Annotated in this window: 19 protein-coding genes and 1 other RNA gene; 14 read left to right on the forward strand and 6 right to left on the reverse strand. The window is 55.0% G+C overall.

The features are described 5' to 3' along the window. Positions 1-105 precede the first annotated feature (105 nt). On the reverse strand, positions 106-534 hold the full coding sequence (locus GM154_RS24790) for a hypothetical protein (protein ID WP_219654058.1): 429 nt from the start codon (positions 532-534) through the stop codon (positions 106-108). A gap of 146 nt (positions 535-680) precedes the next feature. Here GM154_RS24790 and GM154_RS24795 point away from each other — a divergent pair, with 146 nt between their 5' ends. Continuing rightward, a complete protein-coding gene (locus GM154_RS24795) occupies positions 681-1,646 on the forward strand; it encodes an integron integrase (protein WP_219654060.1) in 966 nt (321 codons plus the stop codon). A 9-nt stretch (positions 1,647-1,655) separates the two neighbouring features. Here GM154_RS24795 and GM154_RS24800 read toward each other — a convergent pair whose 3' ends face one another. After that, positions 1,656-1,979: a DUF5629 family protein gene (locus GM154_RS24800; RefSeq protein ID WP_219654062.1), complete on the reverse strand. Its 324-nt coding sequence runs from the start codon at positions 1,977-1,979 to the stop codon at positions 1,656-1,658. Positions 1,980-2,049: 70 nt separating this feature from the next. Further along, entirely contained in the window at positions 2,050-5,760 is a 3,711-nt protein-coding gene (gene metH, locus GM154_RS24805) for a methionine synthase (RefSeq protein WP_219654065.1), read from the reverse strand. Positions 5,761-5,933: 173 nt separating this feature from the next. Here metH and GM154_RS24810 point away from each other — a divergent pair, with 173 nt between their 5' ends. Next, on the forward strand, positions 5,934-6,896 hold the full coding sequence (locus tag GM154_RS24810; protein WP_374940346.1) for a response regulator: 963 nt from the start codon (positions 5,934-5,936) through the stop codon (positions 6,894-6,896). 3 nt (positions 6,897-6,899) lie between these two features. After that, positions 6,900-7,853 carry a sensor domain-containing diguanylate cyclase gene (locus GM154_RS24815; protein ID WP_219654076.1) on the forward strand — a complete coding sequence of 318 codons (954 nt, stop codon included), beginning with the start codon at positions 6,900-6,902 and terminating at the stop codon, positions 7,851-7,853. A 54-nt stretch (positions 7,854-7,907) separates the two neighbouring features. On the opposite strand, the gene GM154_RS24820 is transcribed toward GM154_RS24815, so the two are convergent. Next, a complete protein-coding gene (locus GM154_RS24820) occupies positions 7,908-8,447 on the reverse strand; it encodes a bacterioferritin (protein WP_019363835.1) in 540 nt (179 codons plus the stop codon). Between the two features lie 219 nt (positions 8,448-8,666). Between GM154_RS24820 and nfuA the strand changes: the two genes are divergently transcribed. Beyond that, complete coding sequence (gene nfuA / locus GM154_RS24825) at positions 8,667-9,251, forward strand: Fe-S biogenesis protein NfuA (RefSeq protein ID WP_010794817.1); 585 nt, start codon at positions 8,667-8,669, stop codon at positions 9,249-9,251. Positions 9,252-9,307: 56 nt separating this feature from the next. Here nfuA and GM154_RS24830 read toward each other — a convergent pair whose 3' ends face one another. Both GM154_RS24830 and GM154_RS24835 read right to left on the reverse strand, forming a co-directional pair. Beyond that, positions 9,308-10,300, reverse strand: coding sequence for a sulfate ABC transporter substrate-binding protein (locus GM154_RS24830; RefSeq protein ID WP_219654088.1), 993 nt, complete (start codon positions 10,298-10,300; stop codon positions 9,308-9,310). A 56-nt stretch (positions 10,301-10,356) separates the two neighbouring features. Further along, positions 10,357-11,193 carry an ion transporter gene (locus tag GM154_RS24835; RefSeq protein WP_010794815.1) on the reverse strand — a complete coding sequence of 279 codons (837 nt, stop codon included), beginning with the start codon at positions 11,191-11,193 and terminating at the stop codon, positions 10,357-10,359. Between the two features lie 83 nt (positions 11,194-11,276). Between GM154_RS24835 and smc the strand changes: the two genes are divergently transcribed. The 10 genes from smc to araH all read left to right on the forward strand — a co-directional run bounded on the left by smc (position 11,277) and on the right by araH (position 24,660). Then, positions 11,277-14,765, forward strand: coding sequence for a chromosome segregation protein SMC (gene smc, locus GM154_RS24840; RefSeq protein WP_219654078.1), 3,489 nt, complete (start codon positions 11,277-11,279; stop codon positions 14,763-14,765). Positions 14,766-14,892: 127 nt separating this feature from the next. Next, positions 14,893-15,759: a cell division protein ZipA gene (zipA, locus tag GM154_RS24845; RefSeq protein WP_219654081.1), complete on the forward strand. Its 867-nt coding sequence runs from the start codon at positions 14,893-14,895 to the stop codon at positions 15,757-15,759. Positions 15,760-15,859: 100 nt separating this feature from the next. Beyond that, the gene (gene ligA, locus GM154_RS24850) at positions 15,860-18,247 is read left to right on the forward strand and encodes an NAD-dependent DNA ligase LigA (RefSeq protein ID WP_219654083.1); all 2,388 of its coding nucleotides are present in this window, start codon (positions 15,860-15,862) and stop codon (positions 18,245-18,247) included. A 135-nt stretch (positions 18,248-18,382) separates the two neighbouring features. Beyond that, positions 18,383-18,479, forward strand: an RNA gene (ffs, locus tag GM154_RS24855) — signal recognition particle sRNA small type. Positions 18,480-18,820: 341 nt separating this feature from the next. Then, positions 18,821-19,012, forward strand: a complete 192-nt coding sequence (locus GM154_RS24860) for a hypothetical protein (RefSeq protein ID WP_010794811.1) — start codon at positions 18,821-18,823, stop codon at positions 19,010-19,012. Positions 19,013-19,224: 212 nt separating this feature from the next. Continuing rightward, on the forward strand, positions 19,225-19,920 hold the full coding sequence (locus GM154_RS24865) for a FadR/GntR family transcriptional regulator (RefSeq protein ID WP_010794810.1): 696 nt from the start codon (positions 19,225-19,227) through the stop codon (positions 19,918-19,920). A gap of 39 nt (positions 19,921-19,959) precedes the next feature. Continuing rightward, positions 19,960-20,826: an SMP-30/gluconolactonase/LRE family protein gene (locus tag GM154_RS24870; protein WP_074824043.1), complete on the forward strand. Its 867-nt coding sequence runs from the start codon at positions 19,960-19,962 to the stop codon at positions 20,824-20,826. Between the two features lie 189 nt (positions 20,827-21,015). Then, entirely contained in the window at positions 21,016-22,029 is a 1,014-nt protein-coding gene (locus tag GM154_RS24875) for a substrate-binding domain-containing protein (RefSeq protein WP_219654086.1), read from the forward strand. A gap of 81 nt (positions 22,030-22,110) precedes the next feature. Further along, on the forward strand, positions 22,111-23,631 hold the full coding sequence (gene araG / locus GM154_RS24880) for an L-arabinose ABC transporter ATP-binding protein AraG (RefSeq protein WP_073450838.1): 1,521 nt from the start codon (positions 22,111-22,113) through the stop codon (positions 23,629-23,631). A gap of 60 nt (positions 23,632-23,691) precedes the next feature. Continuing rightward, the gene (gene araH / locus GM154_RS24885; protein WP_010794805.1) at positions 23,692-24,660 is read left to right on the forward strand and encodes an L-arabinose ABC transporter permease AraH; all 969 of its coding nucleotides are present in this window, start codon (positions 23,692-23,694) and stop codon (positions 24,658-24,660) included. The last annotated feature ends 228 nt before the right edge of the window (positions 24,661-24,888 follow it).

Raw genomic sequence — 24,888 nt, forward strand, 5'->3', positions numbered from 1 at the left:
GGATATACGAATGCAACCGCGCTGACGACAGGATCGAAAAAGCTATCCTCACTGCTTGTGGGGAGAGTCCATATACCAGTTGTTAGGCTTGTGCGTCAAATTGCCTTAATCCGTCACGTGCGACTCTATTTCCATAATCAATATGCTACGCAACTTAAATCCTTTGTTGCTGTATCTTAATTTGTTATTTTCTAAGTGTTCTAAGAATTTAGAGGCGTAATCACGGGTAAATTTTATGTTGCGGTTTTGAGTTAAGAAGTAACCAAGCTTGGAAAGAGCTGCGGCGTTTTCATTAGGTTTGTCGTCCAGAGATAGTTCACCAGTAAAGGCTTCATATAGTAGGCGTTCAAAATCATAGCCTCTCTGCTTGAAATGATCTACTGCTGACCTAGACTCATTCAGGTCGGATATGCTTTGTTTAAAGAACTCTTCTAAAGTATCGTTATCGCCAGCATAGCCTGAAAGTGAAGTTACTCCGGAAATAACTAGGAGCAGTATTAGAAATTGTTTTTTTAACAAAACATACCTCGTCATGTGGGGAACCCTAACTATTATTAGACGTCATGTGACGGATAACACGCTGGACGCGTTTGACGGATAATCTTCCTTGTCATCTTCATTCTTCCTGTCTAGGGTGGACGTTTCCGAGGAGCACTGACGGTATAAAGGAGTTATACGTCATGGAAAGGAAGCCACGACTGCTGGATCAAGTGCAAGAGCAAATCAGGCTCAAACATTACTCGATCCGAACGGAACGCGTCTATTGCGAGTGGGTCAAGCGATTCATTCGTTTTCATGATTATCGACATCCGGTCGAAATGGGAGCACCGGAGGTTGAGTCTTTTTTATCTCATCTGGCTGTCAATAAAGACGTGGCTGCGTCGACCCAGAATCAGGCGCTGGCTGCGCTTCTATTTCTTTATAAAGAAGTATTACGGCAGGACTTGCCCTGGCTGGGTGAAGTTGTGCGCGCTAAAAAACCGAGTCGTTTACCTGTGGTGTTATCCATAGAGGAAGTGCAGAAGATTCTGGCGAATCTGAAGGACGAGCCGTGGCTTATCTCAAGCTTGCTGTACGGCACAGGGATGCGGTTGATGGAGGCTGTCAGGCTGCGCGTTAAAGATATCGACTTTGGTCGGCGAGAAATCCTTATTCGTGACGGAAAAGGCCAGAAGGACAGGGTTACGGTGTTACCCATGCGCTTGATTGAGCCGCTCAAGGCGCAACTTTCTCATGTGAAACATCTTCATCAGCATGAGGTGGCACAAGGACGCGGTGATGTGTATCTGCCTGATGCCCTGACGCGCAAATACCCTAGAGCACCCTGGGAGTGGGGCTGGCAATACGTGTTTCCAGCTTCTGGCTTATCGGTTGATCCCCGCAGTGGTGCCGTCAGGCGTCATCACTTCAATGAGCAGAGGCTTCAGCGTGGCTTCAAACGCGCTGTTCAGGTGGCAGGCATTGTTAAGCTGGCTACGCCCCATACGTTGCGCCACAGCTTTGCCACGCATCTGCTGGAGAGTGGCCAGGATATTCGGACAGTGCAGGAGCTGCTGGGCCACGCCGATGTAAAAACCACCATGATTTATACCCACGTGCTTAATCGCGGTGGGCTGGCCGTCTTGAGTCCATTAGATCGGGTTTAAGCGGCTTTTTTATTCGTCTTCGGAGTCGGCACCAATGGCTTCAAAACAGACGAGACGATGGTCCTCGATCAGCCAGCTGTTTGTCGTCGTGTTGTGCTCGGCCTCCATTACGCTGTTGTAGCTGAACTGCCAGCGCTTGCGCTCGCGCCCGTCCAGCGCTTCGATGGTCAGGACGATCTCTTCGCTTTCAAAAGACTCACCGGCTTCGGCGGCAGCATCGGCCTGGTCGAGAAGATCATCGTTCAAGGCAAAGCTGGCAGCATGAAGCCCGTCGATTTCGAGCATGTCGGCGAGTTCGAGTTGGTCGAGCAGGTAGGGCGTTTCGGTGGTCATGGGCAGGTACGTAGAATCTGGAGAGGGAAGAGGTGGGCCAGCCAGCGGCGTAACCCACCCTACAGGTTAGTTAATTATCGTAGCCCAGGTTGGGGGCTAGCCAACGTTCGGTGACGGCGAGATCCTGGCCTTTACGCTGCGTGTAGCTTTCCACCTGATCCTTGTCGATCTTGCCAACGGCAAAGTATTGCGCTTCCGGATGGGCGAAGTACCAGCCGCTCACAGCGGCGGCGGGGAACATGGCGTAGTGTTCGGTCAGGAATACACCGCTGCGGCCCGCCTGGTTGAACTGTGCTTCTGGGTCGAGCAGGGAGAAGAGCGTGGCTTTTTCGGTGTGGTCCGGGCAAGCCGGGTAGCCGGGAGCAGGGCGGATGCCTTTATAGCGTTCCTTGATGAGTTCCTCATTGGAAAGTTGCTCATCACGTGCGTAACCCCAATGCTCCTTACGTACGCGTTCGTGCAGCCACTCAGCGCAGGCTTCGGCCAAACGGTCGGCCAGTGCCTTGACCATGATGGCGTTGTAATCGTCACCCTTGGCTTCGTAGCTCTTTGCCAATTCTTCTGCGCCGATACCGGCGGTGGTAATAAAGCCGCCCATGTAGTCGGTTACGCCGCTTTCCTTGGGCGCTACGAAGTCGGCCAGGGAGAAGTTGGGCTTGCCGTCCGGCTTGATGGTCTGCTGGCGCAGGTGATGCAGCGTTGCCAGAGTTTCACCGGAGTCGCTGTAGACCTCTAGGTCATCATTACGTATCTGATTGGCCGGCCAGAAGCCGAACACAGCACGCGCCTTGATAAGCTTTTCATCGATCAGCTTTTTCAGCATGGCCTGGGCGTCATTGAATAGGGCAGTGGCGGCTTCGCCCACTACTTCGTCGGTCAGGATGCGCGGATATTTGCCGGCGAGATCCCAGGAGATGAAGAAGGGTGTCCAGTCGATGTATTCGGCCAGTACGGACAAGTCGATATCATCCAACACTTTGACCCCAGTAAAGCTGGGTTTGGGTGCCTGATAGCCCAGCCAGTTGAAATGCGGCTTGTTGGCGACGGCCTTCTCATAACTCAGGCGCTCAATACGTGCGCTGCGGTTGGCCGTGCGCTCACGGACTTCAGCATATTCGGTACGGGTTTTCTCGACGAAGCCCGCCTTGAGTTCCTTGGAGAGCAGCTGGGTGGCGACACCTACGGCGCGGGAGGCGTCGGTTACATAGACCACCGCGTCGTTGCTGTACTGCGGCTCGATCTTAACGGCCGTGTGCGCCTTGGAGGTCGTGGCGCCGCCAATCATCAGCGGGAGTTTGAAGCCTTGGCGCTGCATTTCCTTGGCGACGTGGACCATTTCGTCCAGCGATGGGGTAATCAGGCCGGAGAGGCCAATGATGTCGCATTTCTGTTCGATAGCGGTTTGCAGGATTTTTTCTGCCGGCACCATCACGCCCAGATCAACAATGTCGTAGCCGTTACAGCCCAGCACCACGCCCACGATGTTCTTGCCAATGTCGTGAACGTCGCCTTTTACTGTCGCCATGAGGATCTTGCCCTTGGCCTCGGGCTTGTCACCTTTTTCCGCTTCGATGAAGGGGATCAAATGAGCCACAGCCTGTTTCATCACGCGAGCGGACTTGACTACCTGAGGCAGGAACATTTTGCCGGAGCCGAACAGGTCACCAACGACGTTCATGCCGGACATCAACGGGCCTTCGATAACCTCGATAGGGCGGGCACATTGCTGGCGGGCTTCTTCAGTATCTTCGACGATAAAGGTCGTGATGCCTTTGACCAGTGCATGCTCAAGACGCTTGTCTACTGGGTAGCTGCGCCATTCTTCTGTTTCGACTTCCTTGACGGAGCCGTCACCCTTGTACTTGTCGGCAATGGCCAGTAGCGCTTCGGTGCCATTGGGGGTGCGGTTAAGCACAACGTCTTCGACTCGATCACGCAGTTCCTTGGGAATCTCGTCATAGATTTCCAGCTGACCCGCGTTGACGATACCCATCGTCAGGCCGTTCTTGATGGCGTAATACAGGAAGACAGAGTGGATGGCCTCACGCACCGGGTTGTTGCCGCGGAACGAGAAAGACACGTTGGAAACGCCGCCGGAGGAGAGGGCGTAGGGCAGGTTATCCCGGATGAAGGCACACGCGTTGATGAAATCCACCGCGTAGTTGTTGTGCTCTTCGATGCCGGTTGCGACCGCAAAGATGTTCGGGTCGAAAATGATGTCTTCCGGCGGGAAGCCTACCTGATTGACCAGAATGTCATAGGAACGGGCGCAGATTTCATTCTTGCGCGCTTCGGTATCGGCCTGGCCCGCTTCATCGAAGGCCATGACGACCACAGCCGCACCGTAGCGCTTGCAAAGCTTGGCGTGGTGGATGAACGCGTCGACACCTTCCTTCATGGAAATGGAGTTGACGATGCCCTTGCCCTGGATGCACTTAAGGCCGGCCTCGATGACATCCCACTTGGAGGAGTCAATCATGATCGGCACACGGGAGATGTCCGGTTCAGAGGCAATCAGGTTCAGGAAAGTGACCATGGCCGCTTTCGAGTCCAACATGCCTTCGTCCATGTTGATATCGATGACCTGGGCGCCGGCCTCTACCTGTTGGCGGGCTACGTCCAGTGCCTCGGCATAGTTCTCTTCGCGAATCAGACGGGCAAACTTGGCGGAACCGGTAATGTTGGTTCGCTCGCCTACGTTTACGAAGAGGGACGTGCGATCGATGGTGAATGGCTCAAGGCCGGACAGGCGGCAAGCACGCGGGATCTCTGGTAGGGCGCGCGGCGGGTATTTGGCTACCGCCTCGGCAATCGCCTGGATATGGCCGGGCGTGGTGCCGCAGCAACCGCCTACGATATTCAAAAAGCCACTGGCCGCGAACTCTTCAACCACCTCAGCCATTTGTGCAGGCGTTTCGTCGTACTCGCCAAAGGCGTTAGGCAAGCCAGCGTTCGGGTGGGCTGAAACGTGGGTTTCGGCCTTGGCAGACAATTCCTCTATATAGGGGCGCAGCTCTTTTGCACCCAGCGCGCAGTTGAGGCCGACCGAGATGGGCTTGGCATGGCGGACCGAGTTCCAGAAGGCCTCAGTGGTCTGGCCGGACAAGGTGCGGCCGGAGGCATCGGTGATCGTACCGGAGATCATGATCGGCAATTCAAAGCCGACTTCCTCGAATACGCCCTGTACTGCAAAGATTGCCGCCTTGGCGTTCAAGGTGTCGAAGATTGTTTCGATCAGAATCAGGTCCGCGCCACCTTCGATCAGGCCGCGCGTGGCCTCGGTGTAGTTGTCCACCAGTTCGTCAAATGTCACATTCCGGTAGCCGGGGTTGTTTACGTCTGGCGAGATGGAGCAAGTGCGGCTGGTTGGGCCAAGCACGCCGGCAACAAACCGTGGTTTATCTGGCGTTTCGGCTGTCTTTGCGTCAGCAACTTGACGCGCCAGCCGTGCACCTTCCACGTTTAGCTCATACACCAGCGCTTCCATACCGTAGTCGGCTTGGGAAACGCGCGTGGCGTTGAACGTGTTGGTTTCGAGGATATCGGCGCCTGCATCCAAATAGGCTTTTTCGATCGCTTGAATGACATCTGGACGAGTCAGAAGCAGGAGGTCGTTGTTGCCTTTGACATCGCTAGGCCAGTCAGCGAAGCGTTCGCCCCGGTAATCGGCCTCTTCCAGTCTGTAGCTCTGGATCATTGTACCCATACCGCCGTCCAGAATAAGGATGCGCTCCTTGAGTGCGGTTTGCAGGGCGGAGAAGCGTGCGGCGCGATCGATCATGGGCAGGTATCCAGATTACAGCGACAAAAAAGGGATGATAGCAAAGCTGTCAGATGGCACGAAGACTGCTTTGGTCATCTGATATATGAGCTATCTTCAAGTAATAACGCTTCCATTTTTAACGAGTATCGATTGTGACTGCGACTCCGCTACTGGTTTGTGATGATTCTGCCATGGCACGAAAGCAGCTGATTCGTGCCTTGCCTCCCGAGTGGTCTGTGGACATTACACAGGCGACCAACGGGAGTGAGGCGCTCAATGTGCTGCGTCAGGGCAAGGTTCAGGTCATGTTACTGGACCTGACCATGCCGGTCATGGATGGCTATCAGACGCTGGAGGCGATGCGGGCTGAAAACATCACGTGCAACGTGATCGTGGTTTCTGGCGACGTTCAGGAAGAGGCCATACGGCGTGTGCTGGAGTTGGGTGCACTGGCGTTTCTGAAAAAGCCAGCCGACGCTGATCAGCTCAAGGCACTGCTGCTTCAGCATGGCTTGCTTGGATTTGCACCCAACAAGGAAGCCGTCATGGAGGATCGTCCCGATCCTGATGTCAGCTTTCGTGATGCCTTCCGCGAAGTGGTCAACGTATCCATTGGTCGCGCGGCAGCGTTGTTGGCCAAGGTGCTCAACGTCTTCGTGCAGCTTCCGATTCCCAACGTCAACATCCTTGAGGTAGGCGAGCTGCATATGGCGCTGGCCGATGTGCAGCGCGGCAGCCGTGTCACAGCGGTCTGTCAGGGGTTTATCGGTAATGGCATTGCGGGCGAGGCCTTGCTGATTTTCCATGATTCGGAAGTCAAGGACATGGTAACGCTGCTCCGCAGTGGCAGCACGCAAAACAATGATCAGATGGAGATGCTGCTCGACTTGGCCAGCATCCTGATTGGGGCATGCCTGAGTGGTTTGTCGGAGCAGATCGATGTGCGCTTCTCGCAGGGGCACCCGATGATTCTGGGGCAACATACGGCGCTTGAGAATCTGATTCAGGTCAATCGCCAGCGCTGGAAGAAGACCCTGGCTGTCGAGGTGAGCTATAGCCTCGAAGGGCATGACATACATTTTGATTTGCTGCTGCTGTTTACCGAAGACTCGGTCAAGCGGCTTACTAATAAAATCAATTACATGATGGATTGATACATGGCGATCGAACTCGACGATCTTCACTGGATGCTGGATATCGTGCAGCACATCGATGTTGGTGTGCTGGTGATCAATCGCAAGTATGAAGTGGAAGTCTGGAACAGTTTCATGGAAAACCATTCGGGAATCGTCCCGAGTGATGCGCAGGGCAAGCTACTATTCTCGCTTTTCCCTGAAATGGACGAGGACTGGTTCCGTTACAAGGTCGAAGGTGTGGCCATGCTGGGCACGCCGATGTTCACCATCTGGGAACAGCGGCCTTATCTGGTCAAGTTCAAGAATTATCAGCCTATTACAGGTCTGGAAGATTACATGTACCAGAATGTCACTATTCTGCCGCTGCGTGACACGCGAGGCGGAGTGGGTTACATCGGTATCATTATCTATGATGTGACACGGGTTGCGACCAACACGCGTCAGCTGCAGTCGGTCAATGGTCAGCTGGAGCAGTTGTCACGAACCGACCGGCTGACCGGACTGTTCAATCGTGGCTTCTGGGATGAATGCCTGAAGCATGAATTCGCGCGTCATTTGCGCTACCGCTGCAATGTCGGGCTGGTGATTCTTGATATCGATCATTTCAAGAAGATCAACGACACCTACGGTCATCCAGGAGGCGACAAGGTCATCCAGGCTCTGGCTAATCTGATTAACGGCCATATTCGGGCAACCGACAGGGCGGGGCGCTATGGCGGTGAGGAGTTCGTCATTCTGATGCCGGATACGCCATCCAGTGGCGCCCAGATATTTGCAGAACGCTTGCGCCAGCAGGCTGAGCAACTGAAGGTGGAGCACGAAGGTAAGCAGATTACCTTTACGATCAGCCTGGGCATTGCCGACCTGAGCCTGCCCGTAGAGAGCCATGAGGTGTTGCTGGAGCGTGCCGATCAGGCGCTCTACCAGTCCAAGCATAATGGCCGCAATCAGGTTACGGTCTATTCGGGCGCATGAGTAAGCGATAAAAAAGCCCGCTGTTTCAAGCGGGCTTCTGATGTGCGGTGCTGATCAGTCCAGGCCTTGCAGCAAGCCAGCCATGTCATCGGCGTGTTCTTCTTCCTGAGCCAGGATGTCTTCGAAGATGCGCCGTGTGGTTGGATCTTTATCACCGATGTACTGCACGATCTCGCGATAGGTATCGATGGCGATGCGCTCGGCAATCAGGTCTTCCTTGATCATGTCACGCAGGTCGTGACCTTCAGCATATTGGGCATGGGAGCGGGTGAGCAGACCCTCAGGGTTGAAATCAGGCTCGCCGCCCAGCTGCACGATACGCTCGGCCAGGCGATCGGCGTGCTCCTGTTCCTGGTCGGCATGCTCCTGAAATTCGGCAGCCGCAACGCTAGCCTTGATACCGGTAGCCATGAAGTAGTGACGCTTGTAGCGCAGCGTGCATACGATCTCGGTCGCAAGTGAGTCGTTAAGGAGCTTGATAACAGTTTCGCGATCGGCGCTATAGCCCTCGGTGATGGGGCCGTCTTCAATGTGTTGGCGGGCTCGTTGGCGAATGGTTTCGATATCGGTCAGAAAGGGTTGGTTGGTCAGCATGGGGCATTCCTCTTAGGCTTCACGGTCCATCTGGGATGGCCCTCTGTCGGGGCCTGTCCAGATGTGATTCCCACGTCGGGTAAAAGTTTTGTCCAAGATTTATCGGCGGGTCGGGCTTGAAAGAATCAAGCACAGGTGCCATTTATCCTACTAAACTAGTAAGTCTTTAACCGTAGGCCGCTCTGGCGTACACTGCGCCCAGGTAAGCGAGGAGTAGAAATGAGCGCTATCACCATTACTGAAGCCGCCCAGGATTACCTGGCTGGCCTGCTTGAAAAGCAAAACACTCCCGGTATCGGCATTCGTATTTTCATCACGCAGCCGGGAACCCAGTACGCCGAGACCTGTATTGCCTACTGCAAGCCGGGCGAGCAGAAGCCGGAAGATACGTCGTTTGGTCTGAAGGACTTTACCGCCTGGATCGATGCGATCAGCGAGCCCTTCCTGGAAGATGCCATTGTCGACTATGCCCAGGATCGCATGGGGGGGCAGCTGACCATCAAGGCGCCCAACGCCAAGGTGCCGATGATCAGCGAAGACAGCCCGATCAGCGAGCGCATCAATTATTACCTGCAGACTGAAATCAATCCCGGTCTGGCCAGCCACGGCGGTATGGTGAGTCTGGTTGAGGTGGTAGAAGACGGGGTTGCCGTGTTGCGTTTTGGTGGCGGCTGCCAGGGCTGCGGTCAGGTTGACCTGACGCTCAAGGATGGTGTTGAGCGTACCTTGATCGAGCGTATCCCGGACCTGAAAGGCGTTCGTGACGTAACCGATCATAGCAATCGCGAAAACGCCTATTACTGATAGGGTTTTGCGAAAAATAAGGCGGCTACGAGCCGCCTTTTTATGCCGCCTGTTAGTTAGTGCGGGGTATAGATCTGGTCAAAGACGCCGCCATCGGCAAAGTGTGTTTTCTGTACGGTCCGCCAGTCACCAAACAATTGCTCGACTGAGAAGAAGTCCACTTTCGGGAAGCGGTCCTGATACTGCGCCAGAATCTCTACATTGCGTGGACGCAGATAGTTGTCGGCTGCGATACTCTGACCTTCTTCCGACCAGAGATACTTGAGATATCCCTCAGCCACTTCGCGTGAGCCTTTCTTGTCAACGACCTTGTCGACCACCGTGACGGGTGGCTCGGCTTCAGCCGATACGCTGGGATAGATCACCTCGAAGTTACCGCGACCAAATTCGCGCGCAATCATTTCGGCCTCGTTTTCAAAGGTCAGCAGCACATCGCCAATCTGATTTTGCATGAAGGTCGTGGTAGCAGCGCGACCGCCTGTATCCAGAACTGGAACATGCTTGAACAGCTCGCCCACAAAGGCTTTGGCCTTGGCCTCGTCGCCTCCGGTTTTCAAAACGTATCCCCAGGCGGACAGGTAGGAGTAACGTCCGTTACCTGTGACTTTGGGGTTTGGAATGATGACTTCCGTACCCTCCTTGACCAGGTCAGGCCAGTCCTTGATGCCCTTTGGGTTGCCTTTGCGAACGATAAAGACGGTAGCGGAGGTGAATGGAGCGCTGTTATTCGGTAGGCGCTCGGCCCAGTTCTTGGGGATCAGCCCGCCATTGTCGGCCAGGGCGTTAATGTCGGTGGCCTGGTTCATGGTGATGACATCCGCAGGTAGGCCATCAATGACGGCGCGGGCCTGTTTGCTGGAGCCACCATGAGACATCTGAATGGTTATATTCTGGTCATGGGTCTCTTTCCAGTGCTTTTGGAAAGCCGGGTTGTATTCCTTGTAGAAGTCTCGCATCACATCGTAGGAAACGTTCAGCAGGGGCGCTGCATTCGCAGCACCTCCTAGGAGCAGGCCGGCCGCCAGTAGCGGAGCGAAGAGCTTTTTTATCATGGTGATGTCTCTTATCGGTTGTTATCAGAGCGTCCCGCTCTGGAAAGGCCACATTATTCCGGTATTACCGTTCGTTTATAAAGCGAGTTTCCACAGCGGCTACAAAACGAGGCCTGTGCTTCGTGGAGTTCCTTGCCACACGCCCCGCACGGTTTGTGGATACTGTTCTCGCCTCGAATGGCATTGGATAGCTCAGCGGTAAAGATACCGGTGGGTACTGCAATGATCGAGTAGCCACTGATCATGACGATGCTGGCGATGGCTTGACCTAGAGCAGTTTGCGGGACCATGTCGCCAAATCCTACCGTTGTCAGCGTCACGATTGCCCAATAGATACTTTTGGGAATGCTGGTGTAGCCATTTTCCGGTCCTTCCACTACGTACATCAGTGAGCCGAATAGCGTCACCATCGTCAGAACACTGAGCAGGAAGACAATGATCTTTTGCCGACTACCTCTTAATGCCGTCACCAGAAAATTGGCCTGATTCAGGTACTGACGCAGCTTTAGAATCCTGAATATCCTGAGCAGGCGCAGGATACGGATCACCAGCAGGTATTGAGCGCTAGGCACAAAGAGCGCAATAAAGCTGGGCAGTATCGCCAGCAAGTCCACGATGCCGAAAAAGCTGAAGGCATACTTCGCAGGTTTTCGTGCGCTGTATAGCCTTAGCAGGTATTCGATGGTGAACAGGACGGTAAACGCCCATTCACACAGGGACAATATTTCGTCATATTTAGCATGGATCTCCGCCACGCTATCAAGCATGACCACCACCAGGCTGGCTAGGATGGTAAACAGGAGGGCTTCGTCGAACCAACGTCCCGGAGCGGTGTTGGAGTGGAAGATGATGATCTCCAGACGTCGGCGCAGGCGCTGAGCGTCGGCCATGGCATAGACTCCTTCTAATGTTAAAATCGCACCCTTGTGTCTTCTCGCCATGCCGGTAATGAAGGCACGCGAAGGAAGGGCGCATGCGGCTAAAATCCATCAAGTTGGCGGGCTTCAAATCATTTGTAGACCCGACAACCGTTAATTTCCCCAGCAATATGTCGGCAGTCGTAGGGCCGAACGGATGCGGCAAATCGAATATCATCGACGCCGTGCGCTGGGTCATGGGCGAAAGCTCGGCAAAGAACTTGCGCGGCGAGTCGATGACCGATGTCATCTTCAACGGCTCGAACAGCCGCAAACCGGTTACTCAGGCTTCAATCGAGCTGATTTTCGATAATTCGGACAACTCGCTAGTCGGTGAGTATGCCAGCTATGCGGAAATTTCCATTCGCCGACGGGTAACTCGGGACGGGCAGAATACCTATTTTCTCAACGGTACCAAATGCCGTCGTCGCGACATCACCGATATCTTTTTGGGCACAGGGCTTGGCCCGCGTAGTTATTCGATCATCGAGCAGGGGATGATTTCCAAGCTGATCGAGGCTCGTCCAGAGGATTTGCGCAATTACATCGAAGAAGCGGCGGGGATCTCCAAGTATAAGGAGCGCCGTCGTGAAACGGAAAGCCGTATTCGCCGTACCCAGGAAAACCTGGCACGCCTGACGGATCTGCGTGAAGAGCTTGAACGGCAACTCGAACGGTTGCACCGACAGGCGCAGGCTGCCGAGAAATATCAGGAGTACAAGGCGGAAGAGCGTCAGCTTCGTGCCCAACTGGGAGCACTTCGTTGGCGCGATCTGGATGAGCTGGTGCAGCAGCGTGAGCGCGTCATTGGCAATCAGGAGGTAGCGCTCGAAGCGTTGGTTGCTGAGCAGCGCAGTGCTGATGCCAGTATTGAGCGACTGCGAGACAGCCATCATGATTTGTCCGAGCGGTTCAATCAGGTGCAGGGGCGCTTCTATTCGGTTGGTGGAGACATTGCGCGGGTCGAGCAGAGCATTCAGCACGGCCAGCAGCGCTTGCGTCAGCTGCAGGATGATCTGCGTGAAGCCGAGCGCTCTCAGGAAGAAACTGCCGCACATCTGGGTAATGACCAGGCGCTTCTTGCTACCTTGGCCGAAGAGCTGGCCATGCTGGAGCCCGAGCAGGAAATGAGCGCAGCTTCTGCTGAAGAATCTGCCCTGGCGCTGGAGGCGTCCGAGCAGGCCATGCAAGCGTGGCAGCAGCAGTGGGACAGCTTCAACCAGCACAGTGCAGCGCCTCAACGTGAGGCTGATGTTCAACAGTCCCGTATCCGTCACTTGGAACAAAGCCTGGAACGGCTCATGGAGCGCGAGCGACGACTGCGTGATGAGCTGACGCAACTGGCAGCGGATCCTGAAGACGCAGCGTTGCTCGAGCTCAGCGAAGAGTTAGCTGGAATCGAGTTGATTCTCGAGGATCTCGCCCAGGAAGAAATAGAGGCCAACGAGCAGCTGGCTATCAGTCGAGAGCAGCTTCAGGCTGTAACCACCCAACAGACCACGGCGCAAGGTGAGCTGCAGCGTCTGGAAGGTCGTATTGCTTCTTTGGAGGCCTTGCAGCAGGCTGCGCTCGATCCTGGAAAAGGGGCGGATGACTGGATGCGTCTGCATGATCTGCATGAGCGTAGCCGCCTGGCCGAGGGTGTTCGGGTTGAGTCAGGCTGGGAGAGAGCTGTTGAAACGGTGTTGGGCGCTGATTTGCAGGCGGTTTGCCTGGATGATCTCTCCGGTCTCGACCTAGCTGCATTCGAGCAGGGCGAGCTGCGCCTGGTAACACCTGGGCATGTAGCGCCTGCAACGCCAGGGAGCTTGTTGGATAAAGTCGAAGCCCTACATGATCTGTCGCCCTGGCTGGGCAATGTATTTCCAGTGGAGACCCTTGAGGACGCACTGGCGCAGCGGCAGAGGCTTGCTGATGGGCAGAGCCTTGTCAGTCGAGACGGGTATTGGGTATCCCGTCACTTTTTGCGAATACAGCGCTCCAGCGAGGCGGAAAGCGGTGTGCTGGCGCGCCGCCAGGAGCTTGAGTGTTTACACGCTGAGCGTACTCAGCTGGAACAGCGGTTGAGTGAGGGGCAGAAGGCGTTTGAGCAGGCGCAGGAGCAGTTGGCAGAGCTAGAGCGCAACCGCGAAACGGTCCGCCGTCGATCTCAGGAGGAGAGCCGCCGCCAGGGTGAAGTCAGGGCTCAGCTGTCGGCACGGCAGGCCAAGGCCGAGCAGCTTGGACTGCGCCGAAAGCGGCTTGAAGAAGAGCGGGTTGAAATGGCAGAGCAACGCGCTATCGAGACCGAGCAGATTGGTGAGGCACGACTGAGCCTTCAGGATGCATTGGATGCCATGGCTGCCGATACCGAGCGCCGCGACCTGTTGATCGCTCAGCGCGAGACGCTACGCGAGCGGCTGGATCGGGCTCGTCAGGAGGCGAGGCAGCATAAGGAGCAGGCTCATCAGCTGGCTGTAAGGCTGGGGTCGCTCAAAGCCCAGCATGACTCTACTCAGCAGGCACTGGAGCGTCTGCTGCTCCAGGCGGCTCGGCTCGACGAGCGGCGTGAACAGCTCAGCCTCAACCTTGAGGAAGGCTCCGCGCCAATTGAGGAGCTCAGGTTGAAACTCGAAGAGCTGCTTGAGCGCCGCATGAGCGTCGATGAGGAGCTGCGAGGCGCGCGCATGGCTCTGGAGGAGGCGGATCGTGAGCTGCGTGAGTCCGAGCGCCGCCGTACCCAGGCCGAGCAGCAGGCGCAGGTGGTGCGCAGTCAGGTGGAGCAGCAGCGGCTTGAGTGGCAGGGGCTGTCCGTGCGCCGTAAAACCCTTCAGGAGCAGCTGCATGAAGAGGGGTATGACCTGCAGACCGTAGTGGCTACATTGCCTGAGGATGCCACCGAGTCGGCATGGGAGTCTCAGCTGGAGGCGCTGAATGCGCGTATTCAACGCCTGGGTGCCATTAACTTGGCAGCCATCGAGGAGTATCAGCAGCAATCCGAGCGCAAGCGCTATCTGGATGCGCAAAACGATGATCTTGTTGAGGCCTTGGAAACGCTCGAAAACGTGATTCGCAAGATCGACCGTGAAACGCGCAATCGTTTCAAGGAAACATTCGATCAGATCAATAATGGCCTTCAGGCCTTGTTTCCAAAAGTTTTTGGCGGCGGACACGCCTATCTGGAACTTACGGGAGAAGATTTACTCGATACCGGGGTTGCGATCATGGCGCGTCCGCCGGGCAAGAAGAACAGCACGATTCATCTTTTGTCGGGCGGTGAGAAGGCATTGACGGCAATCGCGTTGGTTTTTGCGATTTTTCAGCTCAATCCAGCGCCATTCTGCATGCTTGACGAAGTGGATGCGCCTCTGGACGATGCCAACGTTGGCCGCTACGCGCGGCTGGTGAAGGAAATGTCCGAAAAAGTGCAGTTCATCTATATCACACACAACAAGATCGCCATGGAAATGGCCGATCAGCTGATGGGCGTGACGATGCACGAACCGGGCTGTTCGCGTTTGGTGGCCGTCGATGTCGAAGAAGCTGTTGCTTTGGCTGAAGCTTGATACGACAGACGGTGTAAAGTTGGTGGCGGGCGTGCTAGTTTATGCCCGTTTTTGGGCGTTTGGCATTTTGCTATGCATGGCAAATGGCGAGCGCGAAGTTGATTTTTGACAGAGGTATGCGTCTTACATGGATATCGGTCTGCGCGAATGGCTGATCATCATCGGCATTATCGTAATCGCCGGCATACTTTTCGATGGCTGGCGACGGATGAGCGGGAAAGGGAAACTCAAGTTTCGCCTGGACAACAATCTCTCCGGCCAGTCCGATGAGGGCGGTAGTTCAGAACTACTAGGGCCGTCTCGTGTGGTCGAACATAAGGAGCCGTCTTTTGATAGCGAGGAAGAAGCGCCTCGCCCAAGTCGTGCCGCTCGCAAGCGCCGCGAAGAACCTGTTGCGGAAGAGTTGGAGCTAGGCGGCGCCGAACCCCAGTTCAGTGCCCTGACTGATGACGATGAGGCACCGGCTCGTGGCAAGGGCAAGGCCCGCAAGGACATCGTCGACGCCGAGCCGGACCTGTCTGCGATGGAAGAGCCGCGCAAAGATCGCAAGGAGCTGCCGCCCGTAGAAGAGGTGTTGGTCATCAACGTGATTTCACGTGATGAGAACGGCTTTCGCGGTCCGGCTCTGTTGCAGAATATTCTGGAAAGTGGTCTGCGCTTTGGTGACATGGATATCTTCCATCGCCACGAGAGTATGTCCGGCAACGGCGAAGTGCTTTTCTCTATGGCCAATGCCGTACGGCCAGGTACGTTCGATCTGGATAACATCGATAGCTTCCGCACGCCGGCTGTAAGTTTCTTTTTAGGTCTGCCTGGCCCACGGCATCCCAAGCAGGCGTTTGAAGTGATGGTGGCAGCCGCTCGCAAGCTGGCCTCCGAGCTTAACGGCGAATTGAAGGACGAGCAGCGTAGCGTCATGACGGCACAGACCATCGAGCACTACCGCCAGCGTATCATCGACTTCGAACGCAAGAGCCTGACTCAGAAACGCTGAGCCGATTTCAGAGTCGATTAAAGAGCAGCTTATGCTGCTCTTTTTGTTTCTGCCTGTTGCTGGACATGACGTCCAGCCTTGGTGCTAGAGAGAGAACAGCATGACCCAAGCCCAAGATGCCGCCGAGCGGATCGCTTCTTTGCGCAGCGAAATCGATGCGCATAATTACCGTTACTATGTTCTGGATGAACCCAGTGTTCCGGATGCCGAATACGATCGGCTGTTTCGTGAGCTCAAGGCGCTTGAGGCCGAGCACCCTGAGCTGATTACGCCTGACTCCCCCACGCAGCGGGTGAGTGGCTCCGCCCTGTCGGCTTTCGGGACGATTCGCCATGAAGTCCCCATGCTAAGTTTGGGGAATGCCTTTGAAGAAAAGGATTTGCTCGAATTTGATCGCCGCGTACGGGACGGGCTGGCTGATGAGCTTGGCAGTCATAACGGTAACAATCTTTTCAGCCAGACGGCAGAAATTGAATACACCTGTGAGCCCAAGCTCGACGGCCTGGCGGTAAGCCTGTTGTATGAGCGGGGCGTGCTTGTTCGCGGGGCGACCCGTGGTGACGGCACGACAGGCGAGGACATCACCGCCAACGTGCGTACTATCCGCAACGTCCCGCTCAAGCTGCAGGGCAGTGGTTGGCCGGAGGTGCTCGAGGTGCGGGGCGAAGTCTTTATGTCCAAGGCCGGTTTCGAAGCCTTGAATGAGCGCGCCATGGAGGCTGGTGGAAAGACCTTTGCGAACCCACGTAATGCCGCCGCAGGCAGTTTGCGCCAGCTCGACTCCAGTATTACTGCCAAGCGCCCGCTCGAATTCTGCTGTTACGGCTACGGGCGGGTAGAGGGCGGAACGCTGCCAAATACTCAATACGAGATCTTGCAGTCGGTTCGCAAGTGGGGCATTCCGATCAGCAAGGAGCTGAAGCTGGCCAAAGGTGCTCAGGCGTGCCGTGATTACTACCATGATATTGGCGAGCGACGTGATGGGCTCGCTTATGAAATCGATGGCGTCGTTTTCAAGGTCAACCGTATCGATTGGCAGAAGGAGTTGGGCTTCCGGGCCAGGGAGCCGCGCTGGGCAATTGCTCACAAGTTTCCAGCCCGTGAGGAGCTGACGGAGCTTACCAACGTCGAGTTTCAGGTGGGCCGTACGGGTGCCATCACGCCTGTTGCTCGTCTCAAGCCGGTTCAAGTGGGCGGCGTTACGGTCACCAATGCAACCCTGCACAATATGGATGAGGTCGAAAGGCTGGGCGTGATGATTGGCGATACTGTCATCATCCGCCGTGCAGGCGATGTTATTCCTCAGGTCATGCAGGTGGTGCTTGAGCGTCGTCCGGCAGATGCTCGGCCTGTAGCAGTGCCGACCCATTGCCCCGTCTGCGGCTCGGAAGTGGAGCGGACACAGCTCGTCAAGCGAGGCAAGGGACGAGAATCGGTCAGCGTGGGCGCTGTCTATCGCTGCGTAGGTCGCCTGGTCTGTCAGGCGCAGCTCAAGCAGTCCATCATTCATTTTGCGTCACGCCGTGCGATGGAAATCGATGGGCTGGGCGACAAGATTATCGAGCAGCTGGTAGACCGGGGTATGGTCAAGTCACCGGCTGATCTGTATGCGTTGACCTTTGAGCAGGTCATCCAGCTGGAGGGGTTTGCGGAAATCTCGACCAGAAACCTGCTCAGCGCTATCGCGAACAGCCGAACGCCTATGCTGGCACGTTTCATTTTTGCCTTGGGCATCCCCGATGTCGGCGAGGAAACTGCCAAGCTGCTGGCACGTACGTTCGGGAGTCTGGAGCGTATTCAGCGGGCCTTGCCGGAAGTGCTGATCTACTTACCCGATATTGGTTATGAGGTCGCGTACGAGATCCATAACTTCTTCGAGGAAGAGCACAACCAGAATGTCATTGGTGATTTGTTGCGTAATGGCGTGCAGGTTCAGGAGGAGGGTGAGCTTCATCCTGAGTTCGCTGGCTACGCCACGTTTGCCGATTTCATCGAGAAGCTGGGTATTCCCTATGTAGCGGCAACCGGCGCTAAAAACCTCGCCGGTCACTTCAAGACGCTGGAAGCGTTGATTACTGCCGACTGGCTGGACCTGAGCGCCATGAAGGGCTTGAACGAAAGAGCCAAGAATGCCGTGCGCGATTTCTTCGGTCAGGCTGAACATGCAGAGCGCGCGCGAAGGATTGAGGCACAGCTGCGCGAATTTGGTATGCATTGGGAAAGCGAAAGGACACAAGTGGAAGGGTTGCCGCTAGCAGGTCAGACGTGGGTGCTGACAGGAACGCTAGAGGCGATGAGTCGAGATGTAGCCAAGGAAAAGCTCGAGGCGCTTGGCGCTAAGGTTTCCGGATCGGTATCTGCCAAAACCACATGTGTCGTAGCAGGTCCGGGCGCTGGATCAAAGCTGACCAAGGCAACCGAGCTAGGTGTTACGGTACTGGATGAGCAGGCTCTGCTTGATCGTCTGGCCAGCTTCGAGGTGAGCTGAAAATAAGACGGCGCCCTCCATCCAGAAGGCGCCATCTTATTAATTATCCGCTAAATGACTGAAAAGCTTGTAACTTCTGCTCAAGTGAGTAGAATGATGCGCCTCACCTGTTGGTGACGTTCGTTATGGTGGTCCTGCCGGTCCCCCCGCAACGATCAGCCGTGAACCCGGTCAGGTCCGGAAGGAAGCAGCCGTAGCGGTGACATCGTGTGCCGGGGTGTGGCTGGTGGGGCCACCTCCATTCTTAAAGCGTTCAGCTTGACCCTCTAATCAACTTCTCGAATTTGCTGCTTTTGCGGGCAGATATTCTCGTGTTTAGCAATAGTCTTTTGCCATGAAGGCACTTTGCTACCGCTCGTCTGTCTGTCACAATTTTTCACGCTTAAGATTGAATTAATTAGCGTATTTCATTTCTACAGCGTGACGTAGGTCCTAGTTGTACTGCAGCGCTTGTCTGTATGTGTTGTTCTGACCTGCTTGTCAAAGAATATTGTTCAGCGTGCATCCAGTAGTCCTTTCTACAAAAGGATGAGGAAAGGGCTGCAATAATAAAATTCAAAGGATGAGCAAAAAATGGAAAGCATCCAGACATCAGTATCCCCAGAAGAGCCTGTTTCATTCGTATCTATCATTCAGAAAACTGTGCAGGAGGCATGGGCTGTGGTTTATGCACATGGAGGAATCATTTCGGAGTTCAACAACGAGCAGGAAGCTAAATGCGAAGCAGAGCAATGGGGCGGGGTGTGGTTCCGTCTTAACGTCTGATAGTTTTCTCTAACATCTGTGCGGCTGATTGGCAGCTGCACAGCTGTGCGCAATAACCGCCCTCCTTATTTTTCTTTTCAGTTGCCTCGTCTAATCATATGATGATTAGAGCGCTTTCTATCAATAACAATACGTCTTTGCGCTGATCGAGCAACGGCCTTCAACAGTCGTTAAGATGCTTGTAGGTCAAAGCGGGCGAGGGCGAGGTCTGAATGTCGAATAATTTTCACGCATCAGCCGTAGATAAACTGGGTAGCTTGATCGCTTCCGGGCAATTCAAGCCTGGGGATGCGCTGAAAGTCGAGGCGGATCTTGGTGAGGAGTTGGGGGTCAGTCGAACGGTCGTGCGGGAGGCCATCAAGACACTGGTCGCCAAGGGGATGATCGAGGTGGGCCCCAAGGTGGGAAGCCGTGTATTACCCCTAAATCGGTGGAATCTCTTCGATCCCCAGGTGGTGGCATGGTTGAGTCGTGGCGGCTTGCCCGAGAATTTCGTCAAGGATCTGCTTGATTTGCGGCGTGCTATTGAGCCAGTGGCTGTGCGCTGGGCTTGCGAGCGTGCAACACCTGAGCAGATCAGGCGCGTCCAGGCGGCCTATACAGCGTTGGAAGCTTCGCTTTCAGGTGGAGATTACAACAGTGCCGACCAGCACTTCCATGAGTGCGTCCTGGCGGCCAGTCACAACCAGTTCATCGAGCAAATGGTACCCGCGCTAGGCGCCTTGCTTGCCGTTTCCTTTCAGATTTCGTCTGTCGATCCTTCTGAGTTGCAACGAACGCTGCCCTTGCACAAGGAGCTGGCGGATGCCATTGCTGCGCGAGATTCCTCTCGGGGCGTTTGGGCATGCATGACGTTGATCGACAAGGCTGCTGTCACGATTTCTAAATATGCTCAGGCTAGTAGTTAGCGTGAGCTGTGCATTCATAACTACAAATAAGGATGCTTTATGGAGTGGCAACCGGTTATATCCCATCGCTTTAAATTAGCGGAAGGTCCTTTTTGGGATGAGCCCACCCAGGCGTTGTACTGGGTGGATATCGTAGGTAAGAAAGCCTGTCGACTGGAGGGGGGGCATTACTCTGAATGGCAGGTGACCGAGCCTGTTTCGGCCTTTATTCCCACGATACGCGGAGATGCGTTGCTGACCATGGTCAGTGGTGTTCACCGCCTGGATCTGGAATCACCACCGCATGCACCTTCACTTTCACTGTTCTGCGTACCGGATCCTATTGAGGGGAACCGCGCCAATGAGGCGCGCTGCGACGCGGCAGGGAATCTGTGGTTAGGCAGCATGCAGAACAATATAGGTGAGCAGGGCGAAGACCTGCCGATCACCCGTCGTTCAGGTGGATTGTTTCATATCGGTCCTGATGCGAAGGTCACTCGTCTGGCCAGCGATATCGGCATTGCCAACACGCTACTCTGGAGTACAGAGGGGGATTGCGTTTACACCGCCGATACGCTGGAAAGCGTGATCTACCGTCATACTATTGGTGCCAAGGGGCTTGGCGAAAGAACAGTTTGGGCGCAGGCCCATGAGCGTGGTCATCCGGATGGGTCTGCCATGGATTCGCAGGGATATGTCTGGAATGCGCGCTGGGATGGCCACTGTCTGATTCGATTTGCTCCAGACGGTTGTGTCGACACGATTATAGAGCTACCTGTGTCCCGGCCTACCAGTTGTGTGTTTGGCGGACATGACCTCAAGACGCTCTATGTCACGAGTGCGGCAGGTGATCAGCCTCTGGATGGTTCTGTGCTTTATGCGCGTGTGGATGTGGCCGGGATGCCGTGCCATCGCTTCATGGGTTGACGTTAAGCGACTCGATTTGTGATCCAGCGCTTCTCTTTTTTCGATTGCTCAAGGAAGAGTTGCAGTCGATCGAGTCCAATCATATTATGATATGACTGTTTCGCCTGGCCTGTCTTATTACATCAGTCAGGTGTCAGCACAATTTGATGCAGTACACGCTAGCTATTCAATAAAAATAAGGAGGTAGCTATGTTTCGTGGCCGTGGGATTTCTTCCCTGGTGAGATCTGCCTTGGCAGCTGGTGCGCTGGGCCTTTCGTTATCTGCGGCTTCGGTCGCCCATGCCGAAGAAGTAAAGATCGGTTTTCTCGTCAAGCAACCTGAAGAGCCTTGGTTTCAGACCGAGTGGGCTTTTGCAGAAAAAGCTGCGAAAGACAAAGGCTTCACCCTCCTCAAGATTGCTGTACCTGATGGTGAAAAAACGCTTTCCGCTATCGATAGCCTGGCGGCTAACGGTGCTAAAGGCTTTGTCATTTGTCCACCTGATGTTTCCCTCGGCCCAGCCATCGTGGCTAAGTCCAAGATCAATGGCTTGAAAGTCATGGCCGTGGATGATCGCTTTGTCGGCTCCGACGGAAAGTTCATGGAAGACGTGCCTTACCTGGGCATGGCCGCCTTTGATGTAGGGCGTCAACAGGGCGAGGCAATGGCCGCTGAAGCCAAGAAGCGCAACTGGAAGTGGGATGAAACCTACGCGGTCATCAACACCTTCAATGAGCTGGATACCGGAAAGCAGCGTACCGACGGCTCTGTAAAGGCGTTGCGTGACGCCGGTCTGCCAGAGGACCACATCATTTATGCGCCGCAAAAGACGCTGGATGTCCCCGGCAGCATGGATGCCACCAGCTCCGCACTCGTCAAGCTACCGGGTAGCGCCAAGCACCTGATCGTAGGTGGTATGAATGACAACACAGTGCTGGGTGGTGTGAGGGCGACTGAAAGTGCCGGTTTTAGTGCTGAAAACGTGATCGGAATCGGCATCAATGGTACAGATGCTATCGGTGAGTTGAAAAAGCCCAACAGCGGATTCTTCGGCTCGATGCTTCCCAGCCCACACGAAGAGGGCTATCAGACCGCCACCATGATGTACGAATGGGTGACTACCGGTAAAGAGCCGCCCAAGTACACCGCCATGGACAAGGTTACGCTGATCACACGCGAAAACTTCCAACAGGAACTCGAAAAGATCGGGCTCTGGAAATAACCGTCTCCTGCATTATCCGGTCCGCCTGACGGACTCCTTGCAACCTTGCGACGCCTCTATGGCGTCGCTTTAGGAGGTGATATGGAAGCATTACAGCAGTCGGTGCAGGGCGAAAGCCTTGCGTTCCAGGGCATTGGTAAGACGTTTCCTGGCGTTAAGGCGCTGTCCGACATCAACTTCACGGCTCGCCCCGGCTCCGTACATGCCCTGATGGGGGAAAACGGTGCAGGCAAGTCAACATTGCTCAAGATTCTGGGTGGCTATTACCAGCCCAGTAGCGGTCATCTGCGCATTGGTGATCGTGACATGGTCTTCAAGAACACGGCGGACAGTATCCGTAATGGCGTAGCCGTGATTCACCAGGAACTTCAACTCGTTCCGGAAATGACTGTTGCTGAGAACCTGTTTCTAGGTCACTTGCCGGCCCGCTACGGCATTGTTAACCGTGGGCGTCTTCGTCAACAGGCTCTGCAATTGCTGAAAGGCCTAGCGGAGGAAATCGATCCGAATACGCGCGTCGGGCGTCTGTCCCTAGGACAACGGCAGTTGGTGGAAATTGCCAAGTCCTTGTCTCGTGGCGCCCATGTAATTGCATTCGATGAGCCCACCAGCAGCCTGTCTGCCCGTGAAACCGAGCGGCTGATGGCAATCATTGCGCGTTTGCGCGATGAGGGAAAAGTCATTCTTTATGTTTCGCACCGAATGGAAGAAGTCTTCCATATCTGCGATGCCGTCACGATCTTCAAGGATGGACGTCATGTGCGCACATTCGAGCGCATGAGTGAAACCACGCCGGATCAGCTGATCACCTGCATGGTAGGACGTAGTCTGGACGATATCTATGACTATCGTCCCCGTGAAAAGGGCGAAGGTTGTTTGAACGTATCCGGCCTGATGGGGCGTGGTCTGCAGCAGCCAGTCAGCTTTGAGGTTTGCCAGGGTGAAATCCTTGGGCTCTTCGGGCTGGTTGGAGCAGGGCGTACCGAGTTGCTCCGCCTGCTATCAGGTCTTGAACGGCACAGTGCGGGCGTGCTCAAGCTCAAGGGCGAGGCGCTGACGCTTCGCAACCCACGTGATGCCATCGCTGCTGGCATTCTGCTCTGTCCCGAGGATCGCAAGAAAGAAGGCATCGTTCCGCTGGGCAGCGTGGCTGAAAACATCAATATCAGCGCACGTCCGCGGCATGCAACCTGGAGCTGCCTGCTTCAAAGCCGCTGGGAAAAGGAAAACGCTGAAAAGCAGATCCGCGCATTGAATGTAAAAACACCTACGCCTTATCAGAAGATCAAAAACCTTTCGGGCGGTAACCAGCAGAAGGCCATCCTGGGGCGCTGGCTGTCCATGCCCATGAAGGTGTTGCTGCTGGACGAACCTACACGCGGCATCGATATCGGTGCGAAATCCGAAATCTACCAGATCATTCACTCGCTGGCGGCCAAAGGCATTGCAGTGATTGTGGTGTCGAGCGATCTCATGGAAGTCATGGGGGTTGCGGACCGCATCATGGTCATGAGTGAAGGTGCTGTAACGGGTGAGCTGGCACGTGCCGAGGCGACCGAAGAGCGTTTGCTGGAGCTCGCATTGCCCCGTACGCGCGCCTGATATGTAACAAGCCTGCGTTGCCTTGAAGGCTTCGAAATACAAAAACAATTGAGGTGTTCCATGTCCACGCAAAACAACGCCTTGGCGGCACCGCGCCGTAGCTTTGATACTCGCCGTTTTATTGATGACTGGGCGATGATGCTGGCGGCCCTGGCGATCTTTGTTCTCTGTACCTTGTTTATCGATAACTTTCTTTCGCCGCTCAACATGCGAGGGCTAGGGCTGGCAATCTCCACAACGGGGATCGTCGCCTGCACCATGTTGTTCTGTCTGGCATCTGGGCATTTTGACCTGTCTGTAGGCTCGGTCATTGCCTGTGCGGGCGTCGTCGCAGCGGTAGTAATGCGTGAATTCAATAGCGTGGCGCTAGGGGTAACCGCTGCACTGGCAATGGGGTTGTGCGTAGGACTCATCAATGGGCTGGTCATTGCCAAACTCAAGATCAATGCCTTGATCACAACCTTGGCGACCATGCAGATTGTGCGCGGACTGGGTTACATCTTTTCCAACGGCAAGGCCGTAGGCGTAATGGAAGAGAAGTTCTTTATCTTTGGTAATGGTCAGATGTTTGGTGTTCCGGTGCCGATTTTGATCACACTGGTATGCATCCTGTTCTTTGGCTGGCTGCTCAACTACACCACGTTTGGACGCAACACGCTGGCTATCGGTGGTAACGAAGAAGCCGCCTTGCTGGCAGGTGTACACGTTGATCGTACCAAGATCATCATTTTTGCCATGCAGGGGGTCATCGGAGCATTGGCAGGGGTAGTCTTGGCCTCTCGTATGACCTCCGGTCAGCCAATGATAGGGCAGGGCTTCGAGCTTACAGTGATCTCAGCGTGTGTACTGGGAGGTGTATCGCTGGCCGGTGGTATCGGCATGATTCGTCACGTCATTGCTGGCGTGCTGATCCTGGCAGTGATCGAGAACGCCATGAACCTCAAAAATATCGACACGTTCTACCAATACGTCATCCGTGGAACGATTCTGCTGCTGGCCGTTGTAATCGACCGCTTCAAGCAGCGCTGATACCTAATGGAGACCCCACGGCACGCGTGCTGACACGTGCCGATGGGGTCGCTTTTGCCTGTGACCCGGCCTATCCCATAGATAAGAGACATCCATCATGTCCACAAAAAAGACCACCCTGCGCTCGGCCCAGTGGTTTGGCAATGCCGACAAGAACGGCTTCATGTATCGCAGCTGGATGAAGAACCAGGGCATCCCGGACCATGAGTTCCAGGGCAAACCCATCAT

This window comes from Pseudomonas sp. MAG002Y, assembly GCF_019400845.1.
Taxonomy (GTDB): domain Bacteria; phylum Pseudomonadota; class Gammaproteobacteria; order Pseudomonadales; family Pseudomonadaceae; genus Chryseomonas; species Chryseomonas luteola.